This window comes from Actinomycetota bacterium, from assembly GCA_035759705.1.
GTDB lineage: Bacteria > Actinomycetota > CADDZG01 > JAHWKV01 > JAHWKV01 > JAJCYE01.
On record DASTUJ010000054.1, the window covers coordinates 1 to 17,100 of the forward strand.

The 17,100-nt window shown below is 67.1% G+C and carries 14 protein-coding genes; 8 read left to right on the forward strand and 6 right to left on the reverse strand.

Going from position 1 to position 17,100, the window contains the following annotated elements:
• Nucleotides 1-706: acyltransferase family protein (locus VFV09_03535; protein ID HEU4866780.1), on the reverse strand; the 706-nt coding region annotated here is incomplete at its 3' end.
• A gap of 83 nt (nt 707-789) precedes the next feature.
• Between VFV09_03535 and VFV09_03540 the strand changes: the two genes are divergently transcribed.
• The gene (locus tag VFV09_03540) at nt 790-2,982 is read left to right on the forward strand and encodes a hypothetical protein (GenBank protein ID HEU4866781.1); all 2,193 of its coding nucleotides are present in this window, start codon (nt 790-792) and stop codon (nt 2,980-2,982) included.
• Here the strand turns inward: VFV09_03540 and VFV09_03545 are convergent.
• Complete coding sequence (locus tag VFV09_03545) at nt 2,969-3,175, reverse strand: hypothetical protein (GenBank protein HEU4866782.1); 207 nt, start codon at nt 3,173-3,175, stop codon at nt 2,969-2,971. The genes VFV09_03540 and VFV09_03545 overlap by 14 nt on opposite strands.
• Nucleotides 3,176-3,190: 15 nt before the next feature.
• Between VFV09_03545 and VFV09_03550 the strand changes: the two genes are divergently transcribed.
• Nucleotides 3,191-5,305: a hypothetical protein gene (locus VFV09_03550; GenBank protein HEU4866783.1), complete on the forward strand. Its 2,115-nt coding sequence runs from the start codon at nt 3,191-3,193 to the stop codon at nt 5,303-5,305.
• Complete coding sequence (locus tag VFV09_03555; GenBank protein ID HEU4866784.1) at nt 5,302-7,488, forward strand: hypothetical protein; 2,187 nt, start codon at nt 5,302-5,304, stop codon at nt 7,486-7,488. Before VFV09_03550 ends, VFV09_03555 begins: the two co-directional genes overlap by 4 nt.
• On the opposite strand, the gene VFV09_03560 is transcribed toward VFV09_03555, so the two are convergent.
• The 3 genes from VFV09_03560 to VFV09_03570 are packed head-to-tail and all read right to left on the reverse strand — an operon-like array spanning nt 7,472 to nt 11,496.
• Nucleotides 7,472-9,754, reverse strand: coding sequence for a hypothetical protein (locus VFV09_03560; protein ID HEU4866785.1), 2,283 nt, complete (start codon nt 9,752-9,754; stop codon nt 7,472-7,474). The genes VFV09_03555 and VFV09_03560 overlap by 17 nt on opposite strands.
• Nucleotide 9,755: 1 nt before the next feature.
• On the reverse strand, nt 9,756-10,679 hold the full coding sequence (locus tag VFV09_03565) for a class I SAM-dependent methyltransferase (GenBank protein HEU4866786.1): 924 nt from the start codon (nt 10,677-10,679) through the stop codon (nt 9,756-9,758).
• Nucleotides 10,680-10,737: 58 nt separating this feature from the next.
• The gene (locus VFV09_03570; GenBank protein ID HEU4866787.1) at nt 10,738-11,496 is read right to left on the reverse strand and encodes a glycosyltransferase family 2 protein; all 759 of its coding nucleotides are present in this window, start codon (nt 11,494-11,496) and stop codon (nt 10,738-10,740) included.
• 219 nt (nt 11,497-11,715) lie between these two features.
• Between VFV09_03570 and VFV09_03575 the strand changes: the two genes are divergently transcribed.
• The 4 genes from VFV09_03575 to VFV09_03590 are packed head-to-tail and all read left to right on the forward strand — an operon-like array spanning nt 11,716 to nt 15,797.
• On the forward strand, nt 11,716-12,897 hold the full coding sequence (locus tag VFV09_03575; protein HEU4866788.1) for a nucleotide sugar dehydrogenase: 1,182 nt from the start codon (nt 11,716-11,718) through the stop codon (nt 12,895-12,897).
• Nucleotides 12,894-13,640 carry a glycosyltransferase family 2 protein gene (locus tag VFV09_03580; protein HEU4866789.1) on the forward strand — a complete coding sequence of 249 codons (747 nt, stop codon included), beginning with the start codon at nt 12,894-12,896 and terminating at the stop codon, nt 13,638-13,640. The genes VFV09_03575 and VFV09_03580 overlap by 4 nt, the downstream gene beginning before the upstream one ends.
• On the forward strand, nt 13,637-14,662 hold the full coding sequence (locus tag VFV09_03585; protein HEU4866790.1) for an NAD(P)-dependent oxidoreductase: 1,026 nt from the start codon (nt 13,637-13,639) through the stop codon (nt 14,660-14,662). The genes VFV09_03580 and VFV09_03585 overlap by 4 nt, the downstream gene beginning before the upstream one ends.
• Nucleotides 14,663-14,672: 10 nt before the next feature.
• Nucleotides 14,673-15,797 (forward strand): serine hydrolase domain-containing protein, encoded by a 1,125-nt coding sequence (locus VFV09_03590; protein HEU4866791.1) that lies wholly within the window; start codon nt 14,673-14,675, stop codon nt 15,795-15,797.
• 32 nt (nt 15,798-15,829) lie between these two features.
• On the opposite strand, the gene VFV09_03595 is transcribed toward VFV09_03590, so the two are convergent.
• The gene (locus VFV09_03595; GenBank protein HEU4866792.1) at nt 15,830-16,315 is read right to left on the reverse strand and encodes a hypothetical protein; all 486 of its coding nucleotides are present in this window, start codon (nt 16,313-16,315) and stop codon (nt 15,830-15,832) included.
• Nucleotides 16,316-16,543: 228 nt separating this feature from the next.
• Here VFV09_03595 and VFV09_03600 point away from each other — a divergent pair.
• On the forward strand, nt 16,544-17,100 hold a 557-nt coding region (locus VFV09_03600), incomplete at its 3' end, for an ABC transporter substrate-binding protein (GenBank protein HEU4866793.1).

The window sequence follows — 17,100 nt, forward strand, 5'->3', positions numbered from 1 at the left end:
CGGCCATGATCGAGCCAAGGGCGAACATCGGCAGGAAGAACTTGATGTCGGGGCCGCCGGTAGAGAACACGAAGACCGGGACGAACAGCAGGACCGCCTTCAACAGGTTGAGCTTCGGGGCGACCATCGAGAAAATCACGACCAGCGGCAGCAGGAGCGAGAACATCACCTCGAGCTTCAGCGTCCACAGGACGTTGTTGCTGAATCCGGGTGTGGGCCACAACAGCAGCTCGTTGATTAGCTGGTCCATGTTCAGCCGGGATAGCTGGAACACGAGCGCCGGGCTGTCGGTCGGCGAGAACGTGCGGGGGAAGATCGTCATCAGCAGCACCGAGAAGGCCACCGCCCCCCAGACCGGCACGTAGAGCCGGATCAGCCGCTTCGGGTAGTAGATGATCCACTTCCGGGCCGGCGGCTTCTTCATGAAGGGAACCGTGAGCACAAATCCGCTCAACACGAAGAAGATGTAGACCATCTCGCTGCCCGCCCAGCCGAGGTGCAGCGGGGTAAACGACAACCACCAGTGCAGGGTTCCCGGCTCGATGCTGGCCGGCAGGGCGTAGGCGTTCATCAGCCCGGGCTGGATCAGCAGGGTGTGGCAGATGGCTACGACCAGGGCGGCGATCCCACGAAGTCCGTCGAGGGAGCGGTAGCGGCCGGAAGGCTTTTTCTCAAGACGCGCGTGAGCCGCCTCGACAGTAATCATCAGAGCATACTAACCGTCGCCCGGGGAGGCGCAACCCCCCGAATCGATTCCGGCTACATGCGTGACGCTGCTAGGTTGTTGCCGTGAAGAGTACCCTTGGACGGATTTCCCAAACGCACTGGCTGCTGACGGGACTCGTCGTCGTCCTTTTTGCTCTCTCCATTCTCGGATCTTCCCGTACCGGCCTGGAGTCGCCCGACCAGGTATCCGGCGGTTTCGAAACCGGCAGCGCCGATCTGATCTCCCCGACCGCACGCCCGCTTCCCGACAGGTTTTGGACTTCGTGGGCCGCGCGGGACAGCCCGCTCGGCACCTTTTCGTACGGGCCGTTCCCGGGACCGGCGGCCATCGAGTTCGAGGTCGCCGGCTACCCCAACGCCGAGGGGAACAGCATCGTTCTCGAGAACACCGCCAACGACGCCCTCCACCCTGTTGCGATCCCGGACCCCAACGAGGACTGGAGCTTTGTTCGCACCGCCCTTCCGGACTCGTGGCGGGGCGACCCGGTGGTTCTGCGCGTGACCGACGGCTCCGGCGAGGGGGCCGGCTGGCTGGCGGTCTCCGAGCCCCGGGGCGTTCCCCTTCGAGCCGTCTGGTGGGACGGGATCACCCCGCGGATCGCAGCGGTTCTGGCCGTCGGCTGTGCGCTGTTGTTCCTGCTCACCGCGGCCGCTCTGGCGATGAGGAACCTGAAGGCCGTGCAAGGTCCCGGCCGGATGATGGCCGCCGCCGCGGCGGTGATGGCCGTCTCCTACGGGGTGCTGTGGGTGTTCTTCTTCAACCACGACGTCGGGGCGGTGACGCCCCCGGCGATCTTCTTGGGGGCCCTGGTCGTCTGCGTGATCCGGCGGAAAGACCTGGCCGCGTTGTGGCGGGACCCGGACTGGCGGCTGCCCGCCCTGGCGGCGCTCGCCGTTGCAGTCTTCGTAACCGGCGTCCTGTACAGTTTCTCGGTCACCCGGCCGACCTACCTGATCGCCGCCCAGCGCTGGGACGATTACGGCTTCCCCCCGGACAACATCCTGCCGTCGGTTCTGGCCGACAAGCTGCGGGAGGGCGACCCCCTCAAGCCGTTCTGGGCCGACTGGCTGAGCAGCGACCGGCCGCCCCTGCAGGCCGGCTGGTACCTGTTGGCGACCCCGGTGGCCACCGCGATGGGGGCGGATTTCGACGAGGCCAACCAGTACGCCGGGATCTGGTTCCAGATGCTCTGGGTTCCCGCGCTCTGGGCGCTGGTCAGGACCCTGAAGATCCCGCCCCGGGCGGCGGTGCTGGTGGTGGCCGCACCGGCCCTCTCCGGGTTCTTTCTCATGCACTCGACCTACGTCTGGCCGAAGCTCGGGGGCGGGGCCCTCATGCTTGCGGCGTTCCTCAACTGGTTCCACCCTCCGCCTGATCGGGAGCCCGGCGCCGGCCGCTTCGTGGTGGGCGGCGTCCAGGCCGGCCTCGCCTTTCTGTCGCACGGGAGCGTGGTGTTCGCCCTGGTGCCGGTCGGGGTGCTCGCCCTGTGGCGGCTGCGCTCGCAGGTGCGCCACTGGGTGGCTGCGGCGGCGGTGATGCTGCTGCTGATTGCGCCGTGGGTCGCTTACCAGAAGCTCTCCGACCCGCCCGGTGACCGCCTGCTGAAGATGCACCTCGGCGGTATTGCCGAGGTGGACGACCGGCCCCTGCTGGAGGCGATCGGGGAGTCCTACGCCGCCGTCCCCCGGGATGTGGTCCTGCAGGTCAGGTCGACGAACCTGAAGCTCCAGTTCAAGGGAATGTGGTCCGAGCTCACCCGGGTGAGCGGCGGCAACTCGAACAAGATCCGGGATCACGACTTCCGCTACACCTTCTTTGCGCTCGGGTGGTGGAACCTGGGCTTCCCGGCCCTGGCGGCGCTCGCGTTCCCGGCGGTGAGAAGGCGGCTTGGATTCGACGACCTGCGGACGATCTGGCACCTGCTCGCATGGACCGGGCTGACGCTGGCCTTTTGGATAACGGTGATGTTCGCTCCCGGGAGCGCGGTCATCCACCAGGGGAGCTACACCGTCCAGATGGTGCTGTTTGCGACCCTGGCGGCGGTGTTGTGGAGACTCCACCCGATGGCGTTCGGCGCGGTCGTAGCCGCCCAGGCCCTCAACTTCCCCCGGGTCTGGCTCAACCCGCCCCTGTCGTTCCTGGGGGAGTTCCCGCGATTCGATGCGATGCTGCTCTGCGGACTGGCGGTTGTGGCGGTTCTGCTCCTCTACTGGTTCGGCGCTCCGAAGCCCGGCAGTAGAATCAGCCGCACCTGACCCGGGCCGTGAGCTCCACGAATCCCAAGATCGAGTTGGCGAAAGGGTTCGCAACCTGTTTGGTGACCTGAAGAGCCGCACTCGACCCCCGACCGCCGCTCCTTCCCCGGCGGACCCACCGGCACCGGCCGGCCGGTTCGACCTGCTGAAGCACCCGGGCCCGGTTCTGCTGGGAGCGGCGGCTAGCGTACAACTGACGCTGTTCGCAGTGATCGTGGTCAAGCCGGCGGTCCAGGACCTGGATGCGCTCACGTCGTACGGGGTCCTGCACTTCCACCCGGAATGGGACTCACTCCTCTATCTCGGCTCGATCCTTGCCGGCCTGGTCCTGCTGTGCGCAGCCGTCGTGGCGAGGAGGGGCACTACGCCCTCCCGCCGTGGTCCGGCGATCCAGTGTGCAGTTGCCGTAGCGGCGACTGCGCTGGCCGTCAACCAGTTCTTCCAGGCCCGTGCCCACCTCCTCCGGGAGGACCCGGTTCCCGACTTCCACCAGTTGGTGTTCGTCGCCCTGCTCGGGGTCACGATTGCGGCGTCAATCCTGGGCGGGCGGCGGGACCCACAGTCGGCAGTCGCCACAGAGGAATCTCGGGGCCGGTTGAAATTTTCGCCGCTCGACCTGATCGTGCCCCTGCTCGTCTTCGTGGCTCTCTACGTCCCGTCCGGACGGTTGCTGGCGGGACGCTTCTTCTTCGAGGAGCTCATCGGCCACTGGGACTACTACGTGATGGCTCCCGCTTTGGCCTTCAAGCACGGGATGGCGCTGGGGACCGACGTCTCGACCATGTACGGCGTCGGCTGGCCGATGGTTCTGAGCGCCGCCTTCTCCTGGATGAGCCCGTCCTTCGCCCGGCTGATCCAGATCGGGTCGGTCTACGTCTGCATCTACCTGTCGGCCGTCTACCTGCTTCTCAGGCTGCTCGTACGCCGGCCGGCGCCGGCCGCCCTGGGGACGCTGCTGGCCGCTTCCCACATGTTCTTGGGGCTGGGCAGCGAGGTGATCTGGCGATTTCCCTCCATGACCGTCCTGCGGTCCGCCTTCGACGTGTGGGTCTTCATCGCATTGACAGTGCATTGGAGGACGGGGCGCCGGTCGTGGGTGGTGGCTGCCGGAGTGCTGACCGGTCTGGCGGTTGCGTTCGGCACCGACACCGGCCTGTGCCTGGGTGCGGCCTGCGGGTTCTACTGGCTCGGGCTGTCGAGGATGGACCCCGGCAAAAGGGCGCGCCTGACGGACCTCGGGACCTTCGGAGCCGCCTCGTTGGGGGCCCTGCTGGTTGCCCTGCTGGTCGCCTCACGAGGGAGCATTCTGTCCGGCGGGTTCTGGAGCGGGTGGTTGGAGTCCATCCTCGAATTCGGGCAGGGTTTCATCAGCACGCCGCTTTCGACCGGACCGGACGTGGCCACGGTACTGATCTTCGTCGTGGTGTTCTTCGCCTACATGGCGTTCTTCGGGAACGCCGTCTCCGGGCTGATCACAAACCGGTTGAACCAGACGGCCCTGTTCAACGGCTGTCTCGCCGTCTACGGCCTTCTGACGATGCTGCAGTTCCTGGGCAAATCCGACCTTTTCCACTACCGGCTGACAATTCCGCTGGTAATCATCGCCTGCAACGTCGCCGGGCGGGCACTCGATCGCCGGCGGGTGGAGTCGGGGCCCCGTGCCCTCGCCGTCCCGGGGGCGGTGGTGCTGTCGATCGGCCTGGTCGTCCTGCTGGCGCCGACGGCGATGCTCGTCGAGCCGATCGGTCTCTACCCGAGCCCGGCTTGGAGCCTGTTTTCCGGCAACAGTCCCGAGGGCGTCTGCCTGAGTGCCGAGCCCCGGGACATCTGCGGCCTTTCGCCCGAGCTGAAGGAACCGGCTGCGGAGTATCAGGAGATCTCCCGGGAAGTCTCGGAGCTGGCCGGGTCCGGGAAAACCGTTGCGGTCATCGGCGAGACCGGGTCGCTGCCCTACATGGAGAGCGGCTCGGCGCCGTGGGGCCGCTACCCGCGCCTGTTCGTCGACACCATCACCAAGGAGAAGCTGGAGGGCCTGGTCGATGCGCTGAAGCGGGATCCGCCCGACTACGTATTCCTGCGCCTGCCGACCGAGTCCGCGCTTATGACGGCCGTCCCCGGGGACACCCGGGGCCTGTCCGACGAGGACTACCGGCAGTTCTACCGGGCGGTCGTCTTCGGCGTCGGCCCGGGGCCCAACTCGCCGTACCCCGACACCTGGGAGGCGCTGCAGTCGGCGGTCGAGGAGTCCTACGAGCTCGACGGCACCAACGCCGCCTACGAGGTCTGGAAGCTCAAGCCGGCCGGCTCCGAACAGCAGTCTTGAAGCCGATCCCGGCCGTTCCCGAGGGGGTGTCCCCGGCCCGTTTTTTCGGTTACCTGGCGGGCCCGATCCTCCTCACCGCATCCGCCGGCGTGCAGCTGATCCTGGCGCTGATGCTGCTCATCGATCCTCCGGTCCCCGACGCCGACCGGTTGACGGCGTGGGGGCGGATGTTCTTCGTGCCCGAACGGGAGGTCGACATCTACATCGCGGGGGTGGTGGCGACCCTCGGCTCGTGCCTGCTCCTGGCGATGATCTGGGGAACGCTGTTCGGCCGCTCCGGAAGGAGGCCGAGCCGGCGGCTGATGGTGGTTGGGCTGGCCGTTCGGTGCGCCGTGGCGGCCGGGGCAACAATGGGCTTCCTCGGACTATGGGCCGGCGCCCGGACCGGCATCGTTGCAGGCAACGACGCACCCGTTCTGGCCTTCGTCCTGATTGCGCTCGTTACCCTGGCGGCGGCTCTTCCCTTCGAGCTGCTGCTGCGGGGGGAATCGGAGGCGGCCCCGGTGGCCGTCCCCGGTGAGCCCCCGGCCCGCCCGGCACTGCGCTTTTCAGTCCTCGACCTACTGGTTCCCGCCCTGGTCTTCATGCTGGTGTTCGTGCCGGCGGGGCGCCAACTGGCCGGCAGGTCCTTTCTGGCCGACGCGTTCTTCCACTGGGACTACTACACGATGGGCCCCGCCCTTGCCTTCTCGCACGGCGGCGCGCTGGGAACCGACGTCTACACGATGTACGGCCTGGGCTGGCCGGCGGTATTCGGGATGCTCCCCGAGATCTCGTACGGCCGGCTGATCCAGCTGAGCACCCTCTACGCCTGTCTCTACTTCTCCGGCGTCTACTTGCTGATGCGGCTGCTGGTGCGCCGCCCCCTCATCGCGGCGGCGGCGACCGGTCTGGCGATGCTCCAGCTTTTCCTAGGCATGTCCGATGCGGTGGTCTGGGTCCTGCCGTCGCTGACCGTCCTGCGCTGGGCGTTCGACGTCTGGTGTTTCGCTGCGCTGGTCCGGTACCGGAGCACCCGCAGGCCGGTCTGGGCCGTCCTGGCCGGCGCCGCCGTCGGCGCCTCGCTGGTCTTCAGCACCGACACCGGCCTGTACCTGGCGGCTGCCGTAGCCTTCTACGGCATCTGCGCAGCCCAGGCCGGCAAGCAGGAGGCCCTGCGACTCCGGGACGCCGCCGGCTGCGCCGTCTCCGCTCTGGTGGTCCTGCTCGCCGGCCTGGCAGTGGCCGCCCGGGGCGGGGTGTTCGGCGGGGAGTTCTGGTCCGGGTGGCTCGAGCCTCTGCGGGACTATCGGGGAGGGTTCGCCCAGGTGTCCTTCGAAGCCGGCCCCAGCGGGTTCACCGTCGCCTGCTTTGCACTGCTGGCGATCTTTTACCTTTCGGTGGCCGGTCGCAGCCTGGCCGGGGTCCTCTACCGGCGTGCCGGGGTGGCCGATCTCTTTTCGGGAACTTTTGCGGTCTACGGCTTGATGAACCTCCTCCACTTCGTCGGGCGATCGGTGGACGGCACACTTCCCCGCCTCATCCTCCCGCTGGTGTTCGTCCTGGCGGCCCTGGGCGGGGACGCTTACTCCCGAAGGGCCGGGATCGTGAGATCGTCGGTTGCCCTGGCTTTACTGGCTGCACTCCTGCTGGGCCCCTCGAGCCTGCTCCTGGACCCGGTCCGGGCCTACCCGAGCCTGGCCGCCCAGGTGTTGCGCGGACGGGCGCCGGACGGCCTGTGCCTGATGGAGAGGCCGAAGGATGTCTGTGGCCTGCCGGAAGAGTTCGCCGGCACCGTCGAGCGATTCCAGGAGGTTGCCGGGCGGCTGGAGACGCTCAAGCAGCAGGATCGTTCTGTGGCGGTCCTCGACGAGAGCGGAGCAATCCTCTACCTGGCGAGCGGGCAGAAGCCGTTCGGGCGCTACCCCCGCATGTTCCTGAACATGTACAGCCGGCAGAACCTCGACCGGGTCACCGCCGACCTCGCCGGCGAGGAGCCCGACTACGTCCTGACCCGAAAGCCGCTGGAAGCCTCGGACCCGGACTTCGACACCCTGGCGTACTTCGGCATCGGCCCCCGGGAGGACACCCCCTACCCGGACGCCTGGGAACGGCTGCTGGCCGAGGTACGCCGCGGCTACACCCTGGAGGAGGAACTGGTGCCGTTCGAGCTGTGGGTCCGGCGCCCTAGCCCGGGTCCGTGAGCCTCCAGATCTGGTAGGGCCCGACCTCGGATTCCAGTGCGTAACGCCGATCGACCACGTCCAGCAGGGCCTCCCAGGTGTCGGGGGTAAGGTTTTTGCCGATGGCCGGGCCGGGGCCGAAGTTGGACCACTCCCCGAACGCCTCCGGGCCGGTGGGGACCGGGCTGCGGGTGAGGATGTAGTCGGGCGGCTCCTCCTCGAGGTTCTCGACGACATCGTTCACCAGGCGTTTGGTCGGGGTGGTGGCGAAGATCCGGGAGTACCGGCCCCAGGGGGCGGTGCCGGTGGCGGCGTTGAAGAAGGCGCCGGCCTCGTCGATCACGCCGAAGGTCTCGCCGTCCCGATCGATTTGCTCCAGCCGTCCGACGATCTGGTGTACCCCGTCGACCATGCCCGCCATCGACTCGGGTATACCGCACAGGTCGCGCGGCCGGGTGATCAGGCAGAGCCTGCTCGGGGTCTCGCCGGAAAGGCGCTCCGAGATCACGTTCGGGTAGGCCAGGAACGCATCGGCCACCGGTGACTGGGGCCCGGCGGCCAGGAACACGGCGAGGAGCCCGGCAGCGACGACCGGAAGCCCGAGGGCGACCCTGGCCCGTTCGGTGCCGGAGTGCCGGACGTAGTGGACGTAGTGGCCGGCCGCCCGGTCCACGAGGATCGTACCCAGCAACGCAGCCGGCATCAGCAGCCGGTAGAAGATCAGCTCGGCGGAGTGCCCCATGTACTTCACCAGGACCATCAGCCCGTAGAAGGCGAGGAACCCGGTGATCAGGACGAAGGCCCGGTCCGCCGGGTCCGCCTCGCCGTGTTGGGCCCGGCCGAGGGCGTATCCGGCAGTGGTGATGTACGCAAGGAAGAGCACGCCGAAGGCGATCAGCGTCTGGGGGTGGCCGACGATCGCCACCGGAAGCATTCCGAATCCGCCTCCGAACTCCAGCGGCGCCTCCAGCCACCCCTTCACGAATGCCGCATTGAAGATGTCGCCCCGGCCGGCGACGGCAAGGCCGGCGAGCAGGACCACCAGAGCGGTGAGCAGCACGAGGGCCAGCTCCCGCAGCACCCGTCCCTTGTCCGGGCGGTAGAGCAGCAGGCACAGCCAGAAGAACCCGAAGGCCGCCACCAGCTCCATGCCGGTGTCGACGACAAAAAAGACCGCCAGCCCCACGATCGCCCCGCCGGCCAGCGCCCAGGCGCGCCTGCCGGTCCGGGCGTACATCACCATCACGATCAGGCACCAGATGTCGAACGACCATCGCATCGCGGTCACGTTCGGGACCCTCCAGATGACCAGGCCCTCCATCGCAACGAAGTAGGGGAGCATCGCCAGGACGACCCCGGCCGCCGCCAGGAACGGGCGCTTGACCATCAAGCGCAGGAACACGTAGGCGCCCACGAAGTGAAGGCAGGTGTAGATCGACGCCACCTGGATCATCCGGCCGAATGACAGCGGGAGCCACTTCGACAGACCGCTGAAGACCACCGGCCACCCAACGCCGTAGGCGGAGTGGATCTCGGAGCCGAGGGCGAAGCCGTGGGTGAACGAGAGCGCGGGTCCCATAGCGAAGTAGTCCCAGTGGAGGAGGGTCTCCTCCAGGAACTGCCTGCCGGCGACCTCCCTCCAGGTCGTCACGTAGATGAATGCCACGATGAGGACCGGGACGATCGGGTCCCACACCGACCACCACCTCCGCCGGACCGGTCCGGTTTCGTCGTCGAGGTAGCCAAAGGAGTCCACCGGGCCGGCCGGGCCTCTTGCCGTGCGGGCGAACAACGCCGCAACCAGCGTGACCAGCGCGATCGTCGTAAAGACCGCCGCCCGGCCGGCGGAAAGAGGAGGGATCCGTAGGCCCCCGGGCGGCCGCACCCGCGCCTGGAGGAACTGGTGGAGCAGCAGGGCGGTCGCTGCGCCGGCCAGCGCCAGCTGGAAGAGCGTCTGGCGGATGAGAAACCGTTCCGACACCCGGCCGGCAGCCCGGAGCCGGCGGTTCCACAGCCTCACCGTGAAGAACGTCGCCAGGACGGTGACCGCCACCGTTCCGGCGTAGAACAGGATGTCCCACTCCGGGTGGGTGAGCAGGATGCCCCAGTCCGAGAGTTCCGATAGGTTGCGTTCCGGGGGCTGGACGGCCAGCAGTGCCACCATCAACAGCTGGAAACCGAGCGCAGCCGTCAGAACAACCGGCCCCAGCAGGCTGAAAAAGTACACCGAAGGGTCGACTGCCTCCGGGGGCTGCAGCCCGGAGATTCTCGGGAACCGCCGGGTCAATTTAGCCCTTTGACTTTTGCTCGCGCCGCAGGTTTCGGGCCCGGAGAGCCAGGGCCAGCTGTTTCCGGACCATGTGAAGCAGGGACCGGGCGAGGATCGTCGCCCCGCCGACGATCGGCCGGCGGACGTGCAGCGGGTCCTCCGGGGGCCCCTCCAGGCCGGAGTCGAGCAGGAGCGAGTCGATCGGAGTCGGGGGCAGGGGCACCCGGGACGCCATAGCCAGAAGGTACTTCGCCGGCGGGACCGGGACTACGTCCCACTTTCCGGTGTCCTGCCTCACCACCAGCCGGGAAGCTTCGTGCAGGCTGCCCGGCTCGGCGTCGAGCGGGACCAGGAACGACCCCACCACCGCTCGCTGCCCGTACATCCTCACGTGGCCGAAATGGGTCCCCAGCAGGGCGGCGAACTCCGGCCGGTCCAGCTCTTTCAGGTGGTAGGGGTTCACAAAACCGAGCGCCTGGTTGTAGACCTCCCGGTCGGGCGTCGAGACGAGGAAGATCCCGTCGGGCCGAAGCACCCGGGCCACCTCGTTCAGGAGCGTCTCCTGATCCGAGATGTGCTCGATCACCTCGAAGCAGACCGCCACGTCGATCGACGAGTCCGGGATCGCCTCCAGCTTCAGCACCGACCCCTCGAGAAATTCCAGGTTCGGCTTGTCGTACTGCAGGCGGGCGTGGGCCACCGCCAGGTGGTCGAGCTCGATGCCGGTGACCTTCTCAGCCGTCTCGGCCAGCAGGTTCGAGCCGTAGCCCTCCCCGCTGCCCAGGTCGAGCACCGCCTTGCCGTCGGCGAACTGCCGGGTGAACAGGTACCGGTGCAGGTGCTCGTGGATGATGCTCGGCTCGTCGGCCCAGGGGACCATGCGCTCGCCGGTCCACGAGATCAGGCGTTTAGGTCTGGGCATCGGGGTGTCGGTGCTTTCCATGGGGGGCTGGCTGGGTATGCGGCTGCCGGAAGCTGCCCGGCTGCCGGGGATACCCGCGCTACGCAGAGACCTGGTGTTCGGTTGCCGGCTCGACCGCCCGGGCCCGGACGCGGGCGATGCCCACCCGGTAGGAGAGGATCACCCAGATCATCCTCAGGCCCACCGCCACGGCCGACAGACGCCGGCCGGTCACCGACGAGGTTCCCACCCGGGCCCGGTAGTTGACCGGGATCTGGACCGTCCGCAGCTTGATGACCCGGGAGACGACCATCATCTCGGCGCCCAGGCAGCTGCCCATCTCACGCAGCATCGGCAGGAGCTCGTTCACCGCCCGGCGGTTCATCACCCGGAGCGTGCACCCCACGTCGGACAGCGAGTTGGTGTTGAAAAGCACCTCCATCAGCTTGGCCACGCCCCAGTTGCCCAGGCGCAGGAACCAGCCCATGTTGGCGTCCTCCCAGATGAACTCGCCGACCGTCCGGGTGCCGAAGACGATGTCGACCTCGTCGGAGTAGGGGAGCATCTTGAACAGGTCCTTGGCTTCGAAGGTGCCGTCCGGCTCGCAGACGCAGACCAGGTCCCCGGTCGACTCCCGGAGGCCGCGGACGATCGCCGAGCCGTAACCCTGCCGCTTCTCCATGACCTCGATGGCGCTGGTGCCCGCGACCTGCTCCGAGGTCCCCTCGGCCGCGTTGTTGTTCACAACGATGATCTCGTCGACCACGCCGGTGGCTTCGAAGCCCTTGATGCAGGCCCGGATGGAGTCGCGTTCGTTGTAGGTGGGAAGCACCACACTTATCGACCTGCCTTGATACACCGCTGACTCCCGGTAGAACGACTTTGGTACCCCCGCCGCAGTAGGCGGCCGAAGGCGCAACCCGGATTCTATCCGCGCCGGGGGAGGGCCGCCCCGGGCCCGGTTCCATAGGACGGCGCGATGTACGCGAGGATGCAGGTGGATGCGGTGAAACCGGTTCCCACCGGCCGCCGTGGAAGATACTCTCAAGACAGCTGATTCCGCACGAACAGGACCGCAATGGAAATAGTGATCATCGGCGGATGTGGCCACGTCGGCCTGCCGCTCGGAATAGCGTTCGCCTCCCGGGGCCGCAAGGTCTGTGTCTACGACCTGAACGACGAAGCGGTCGCCACCGTCAACAGCGGGACGATGCCGTTTGCCGAAAACGGCGCCTCCGACGTGCTTGCCGAGGTCGTCGGCGCCGGACTGCTGGTCGCCAGCAGCGACCCGTCGGTGATAAGCGACGCCCAGAACGTGATCGTCGTCATCGGCACGCCGGTCGACGAACACCTGAACCCCTCCCCCCAGGCGGTGCCGCTGGCCATCGAGGCGGTGCTGGACCACCTGGTCGACGGGCAGCTTCTCGTCCTGCGCAGCACGCTCTACCCGGGCGTCACCGCCATGGTCGAGAAGGTGATCGCCCGGGCCGGGCGCACGATCGACGTCGCCTTCTGCCCCGAGCGGATCGCCGAGGGCTACGCGATGACCGAGCTGTTCCAGCTGCCCCAGATCGTCTCCGGCCGCACCGACGCCGCCGCCGGCAGGGCCGAGGAGCTGTTCAGGGTCCTCACCGACAAGATCGTGCGCACCACCCCGGAGGAGGCCGAGCTGGCCAAGCTGTTCACCAACGCCTGGCGCTACATCAAGTTCGCCACCGCCAACCAGTTCTACATAATCGCCAACGACTTCGGCCTGGACTTCGAGACCATCCGCAAGGCCCTGGCCTTCGAGTACCCGCGGGCGCAGGACATGCCCTCGGCCGGTTTTGCCGCCGGGCCGTGCCTGTTCAAGGACACGATGCAGCTGGCCGCCTTCAACAACAACAACTTTTTGCTCGGCCACGCCGGGATGATGGTCAACGAAGGGCTGCCGCTGTACCTGGTCGCCCGGATCGAGCAGCGGTTCGACCTGTCGAAGATGACCGTCGGGATCCTCGGAATGGCGTTCAAGGCGGAGTCGGACGACACCCGGTCGAGCCTCAGCTACAAGCTGAAGCGCATCCTGGAGTTCCGGGCGGAGAAGGTCCTGTGCAGCGACCCCTACGTCACCACCGACCCCAAGCTGGTCCCGGACGAGCAGGTGCTCGCCGAGTCGGACCTGATCGTCGTCGGTGCGCCCCACAGGTGTTACGCCGCACTGGATCCGCAGGTTCCGGTGGTCGACATCTGGAACGTCTTCGGCAAGGGCGTCCGGGTTTGAGCAGCCCCCGGGTCTCGATTGTCATCCCCGTCTACAACGAGGGCGAGGGGATCGTCGACTGCCTGGACCGGGTCTTCGAGGCGGTGACCCTCCCGGCGGAGGTCCTGGTGGTCTACGACACACCCGAGGACACCACGGCGCCCTACCTGCAGAAGTACGCCCGGGAGGAGCCCCGTCTGGTCCCGACGCTGAACGAGTACGGCAAGGGCCCGGCCAACGCCATCCGCTTCGGGATCAATGTGGCTACCGCCCCGGTGATCGTGGTCACCATGGCCGACGGCAGCGACGACCCCCAGCAGATCGACCAGCTCACCCGCCTGGTGGAGAGGGGAGTGGTGATCGCCGCGGCCTCACGGTACGCCACCGGCGGCCAGCAGGTGGGCGGCCCGTTCCTCAAGGGCCTGATGTCCCGGATGGCCGGGCTGTCGCTCTTCTGGGTCGCCCGGGTGGGCACGCGGGACGCCACCAACTCGTTCAAGGCGTTCAACTCGGACTTCATCAGGCAGGTGGGGGTCGACTCGGCCGCCGGCTTCGAGGTCGGCCTGGAGCTGGTGGCGAAGGCCAAGCGGCTGCGGCTCCCGGTGGCGGAGCTGCCGACCATCTGGCTCGACCGGACCACCGGGATATCGAGCTTCAAGATCGCTGCATGGATACCCGCGTACCTGCGCTGGTACTTTCTCGCATTCGGGAAGCGACTGACTCCGGACGAGCTCAGGGAACGGACAAGGGGTAAATCGAAGTGAAAAAAGTTCTGGTCAGCGGCTCCTCGGGCTTCATCGGCGGCTACCTCGTCGAAGAGCTGCTCGGCAAGGGGTACGAGGTCGTCGGTATCGACAACCACTCCAAGTACGGCAAGGTCACCAAGTCCTACGACGGCCACCCGCACTACACGCTTCACGACGCCGACGTGCGGGACACCCGGCTGCTGACCGAGCTGCTGGAGGGGTGCGAGCACTTCATCGCCGGCGCCGCCCTGATCGGCGGCATCTCCTACTTCCACACCTACCCCTACGACCTGCTCGCCACGAACGAGCGGATCATGGCCTCCACCTGCGACGCAGCGATAGCCGCCTTCCGGTCCTCGGAGCTGAAGAAGGTCACCTACATCAGCTCGTCGATGGTCTTCGAGTCCACCGACGACTGGCCCTCCTACGAAGGCCAGCAGCTTCAGATCCCGCCGCCCAAGTCGTCCTACGGGTTCCAGAAGCTTGCCGTCGAGTACTTCGCCAGGGCGGCGTACGACCAGTACGAGCTGCCCTACACGATCGTCCGGCCCTTCAACTGTGTGGGGATCGGGGAGGGCAGGGCTCTGGGCGAGGTGGAGATCCTCAGCGGCAACGTGAAGCTGGCGATGAGCCACGTGGTCCCCGACCTGGTCCAGAAGGTGCTGAAGGGCCAGGACCCGCTGCACATCCTGGGCGACGGCACCCAGATCCGCCACTACACCTACGGCCCCGACCTGGCGAAGGGCATCGTGATGGCGATGGAGAGCCCGGCCGCCCTGAACGACGACTTCAACCTGTCGACCGCAGAGTCCACCACCGTCCTGCAGCTAGCCGAGATGATCTGGAAGAAGATCAAGGGCCCCGAGGTGCCGTTCCGGTACGAGCACGACACCCCGTTCGAGCACGACGTCGCCCGGAGGGTCCCGGCCACCGACAAGGCGAAGCGGGTTCTCGGATTCGAGGCGGAGACCCCGCTGGACGAGATGCTGGACGTGGTGATCCCCTGGGTCGCCAAAGCCGTTGACGACGGGATCCTCTAAAACTGACGCGATGAGCTCCACCGAACCAGCGTCCGGCAACGAGAACGCCTGGGCACAGGCGCTCCGGGACCGCCTGCTGGGGATGGCCGAAGACCTGCTGGTGCCCGGCGGGGTGGTGCTCGTGCGGTCTCCGGAACGAGGCGACCTCACGATGGCCTACGGCACCCGCAGCCGCGGGGGCGGTGAGCCGGTAGAGCTCGGCGACCACATCCGGGTCGGCAGCAACACCAAGACCTGGACCGGGACGGTCGTGCTCCAGCTGACCCGGGAGACCTCCCTGCGGCTGGAGGACCCCATCGGCAAGTACCGCTCCGGCGTGCCGAAGGGGGACGAGATCACCATCGCCCAGCTGCTCGAGATGCGCAGCGGGCTTCACAACTACACCGAGACGGTCGAGATGAACCGGATCCTCGACGACGACCCGGCCTACGCCTTCGACCCCGAGGAGCTGCTGGCGATGGCGTTCGCCCACGACTCCTACTTCGACCCCGGCGAGAAGTTCTACTACTCGAACACCAACACCGTCCTGCTCGGACTGTTGGTCGAGCAGCTCGCCGGGCCGGTCCCCGAGGAGTTCAAAAAGCGCATATTCGCCCCCCTTGGGATGAACGACAGCCTCTTTCCCGAGCGGACGTCCGCGGCGATCCCGGCTCCGTACGCCCGCGGTTACATGTACGGGACGAACGTCGAGACCGTCGCGACCCAGGTGCTTCCCAAGGACCAGCAGGCGGCAGCCCGGGCGGGAACCCTGGAGCCGTACGACCAGACGGACAGCAACCCGTCCTGGGCGTGGACCGCCGGCGGCGGCATCTCCACCGCATGGGACCTGCTGCGCTATGTCCCGGCTCTGGTCACGGGCGACGGCCTGCTCGACGAGGAGACCCAGCGGGAGCGGATGGACAGCCTCCAGCCGCGCGACCCCGAGGATCCGGAAGGCCCCGCCTACGGCTACGCCCTGGCACGTTTTGGGTCGTTTTACGGGCACACGGGCGAGCTGCCGGGCTACAACTCGTTCATGGGGCACGACCCGGTGCGGGGCGACACCGTCGTGACGTGGGCCTCGTTAAGCGCCGCGCCCGACGGCAGCCCTCCCGCCATTGAGATGGCAAGGGCAATCATCGAGGAGCTCGCGTGAGCTAGGCCGAGTTCACCTCAACCGGACCGCACCTACTTGCCCATGGGCAGATTGTTTGGGTCCGAGCCCTCCGGTACCAGCCGAAGCGACACATTCCAATAGTGCCTCATCGGATTCCCATCCCAGTCGTGTCCGGTGGCGCCTTCTTTGTCGGAGGACTTAAGGAAGAAAAGCATGCGGTCGTCGTCTACACGAAGCATTCGGCTTACTTCCCCGTCGGAGTACTGGACGCTGTCGTCCGCGCCCAGTGTCAGATATATCCAGTTATCCGCCAATCCCCAGACAGCCTGCCACCAGTCGTCGGTCAACACGGCGTCGTAGGTCAGACTCCGGTTCGCCCCTTCGGTCTCCTGGTCGAGGCGCCAGCGGCCGTCCGGGTACGACACCCAGTCGTAGTCGTAGCCACCGACGGCCGAGTTCGTGACCCAAGCCCGTTGACTGTTCGCGGTGTCGCATGAGAGGTAGCCCAAGAACATGTTGTCTTTGGTGCGGAACACCTGCATCCTTCGGAAAGCCATGAGTCATGCTCCTTGCGCTAGCGATTCGCCCGGGCGGTCGGAGCATTTTAAACCGGCACCCATAGGCCAGACGAGGGAGTACTGCGAGGTGGGCCCCGCAGTTGTTAGAGATCGAACCGTAAGGTGGTTCTTCGGGTATCACATCAGTAACTAAGCCTGAACATGAAGGTCACGGGTTCGTCACAACCCGCTAACTCCGGCTTAACAGGCCGGCAGCAGTATCGGGCTATGAAACCAATCCAACGACGGCAGTTCCTTCGTCTTGCGGTCGGAGCCCCCGCAGGACTTCTGGCCGCTAAGACGCTCGCAGCATGCTCCTCCGACTCACCCGGCGGCGGCGGCGACTCCGGTCCCGCTGTGGCCGCCTCGGGCGCCAACCGCGCCGAATCCGACGCACCAATCAAGATCGGCTTCATCGCACTGACCGACTGTGCCTCGGTGGTGATGGCACACGAGCTGGGCTACTTCAAAGAACGCGGCCTGAACGTGGAGGTCATAAAACAGGCCTCCTGGCCGGCTACCCGTGACAACCTGCTCAACGGCACCATCGACGCGGCCCACGGCCTGTTCAGCCTGCCGATCTCGCTGGCCGCCGGCGTAGGCGGCAAACCGGACCAGGTGATCAAGATCGCGATGATCCTGAACAACAACGGGCAGGCGATCACCCTGGCCAGCTCGCTGGCGGCCGCCGGGTACGCCGACCTCAAGAAGGCGAAAGCGGCGTTCGACGGCAAGAAGGACGTCTCGCTCGCCATGACCTTCCCCGGCGGCACCCACGACACGTG

What these genes read in the sequence shown, in the direction of transcription:
- VFV09_03565 (HEU4866786.1), bottom strand. Translation starts at nt 10,679, where the DNA reads ATGGAAAGCACCGACACCCCGATGCCCAGACCTAAACGCCTGATCTCG.
- VFV09_03575 (HEU4866788.1), top strand. Translation starts at nt 11,716, where the DNA reads ATGGAAATAGTGATCATCGGCGGATGTGGCCACGTCGGCCTGCCGCTC.
- VFV09_03595 (HEU4866792.1), bottom strand. Translation starts at nt 16,315, where the DNA reads ATGGCTTTCCGAAGGATGCAGGTGTTCCGCACCAAAGACAACATGTTC.
- VFV09_03590 (HEU4866791.1), top strand. Translation starts at nt 14,673, where the DNA reads ATGAGCTCCACCGAACCAGCGTCCGGCAACGAGAACGCCTGGGCACAG.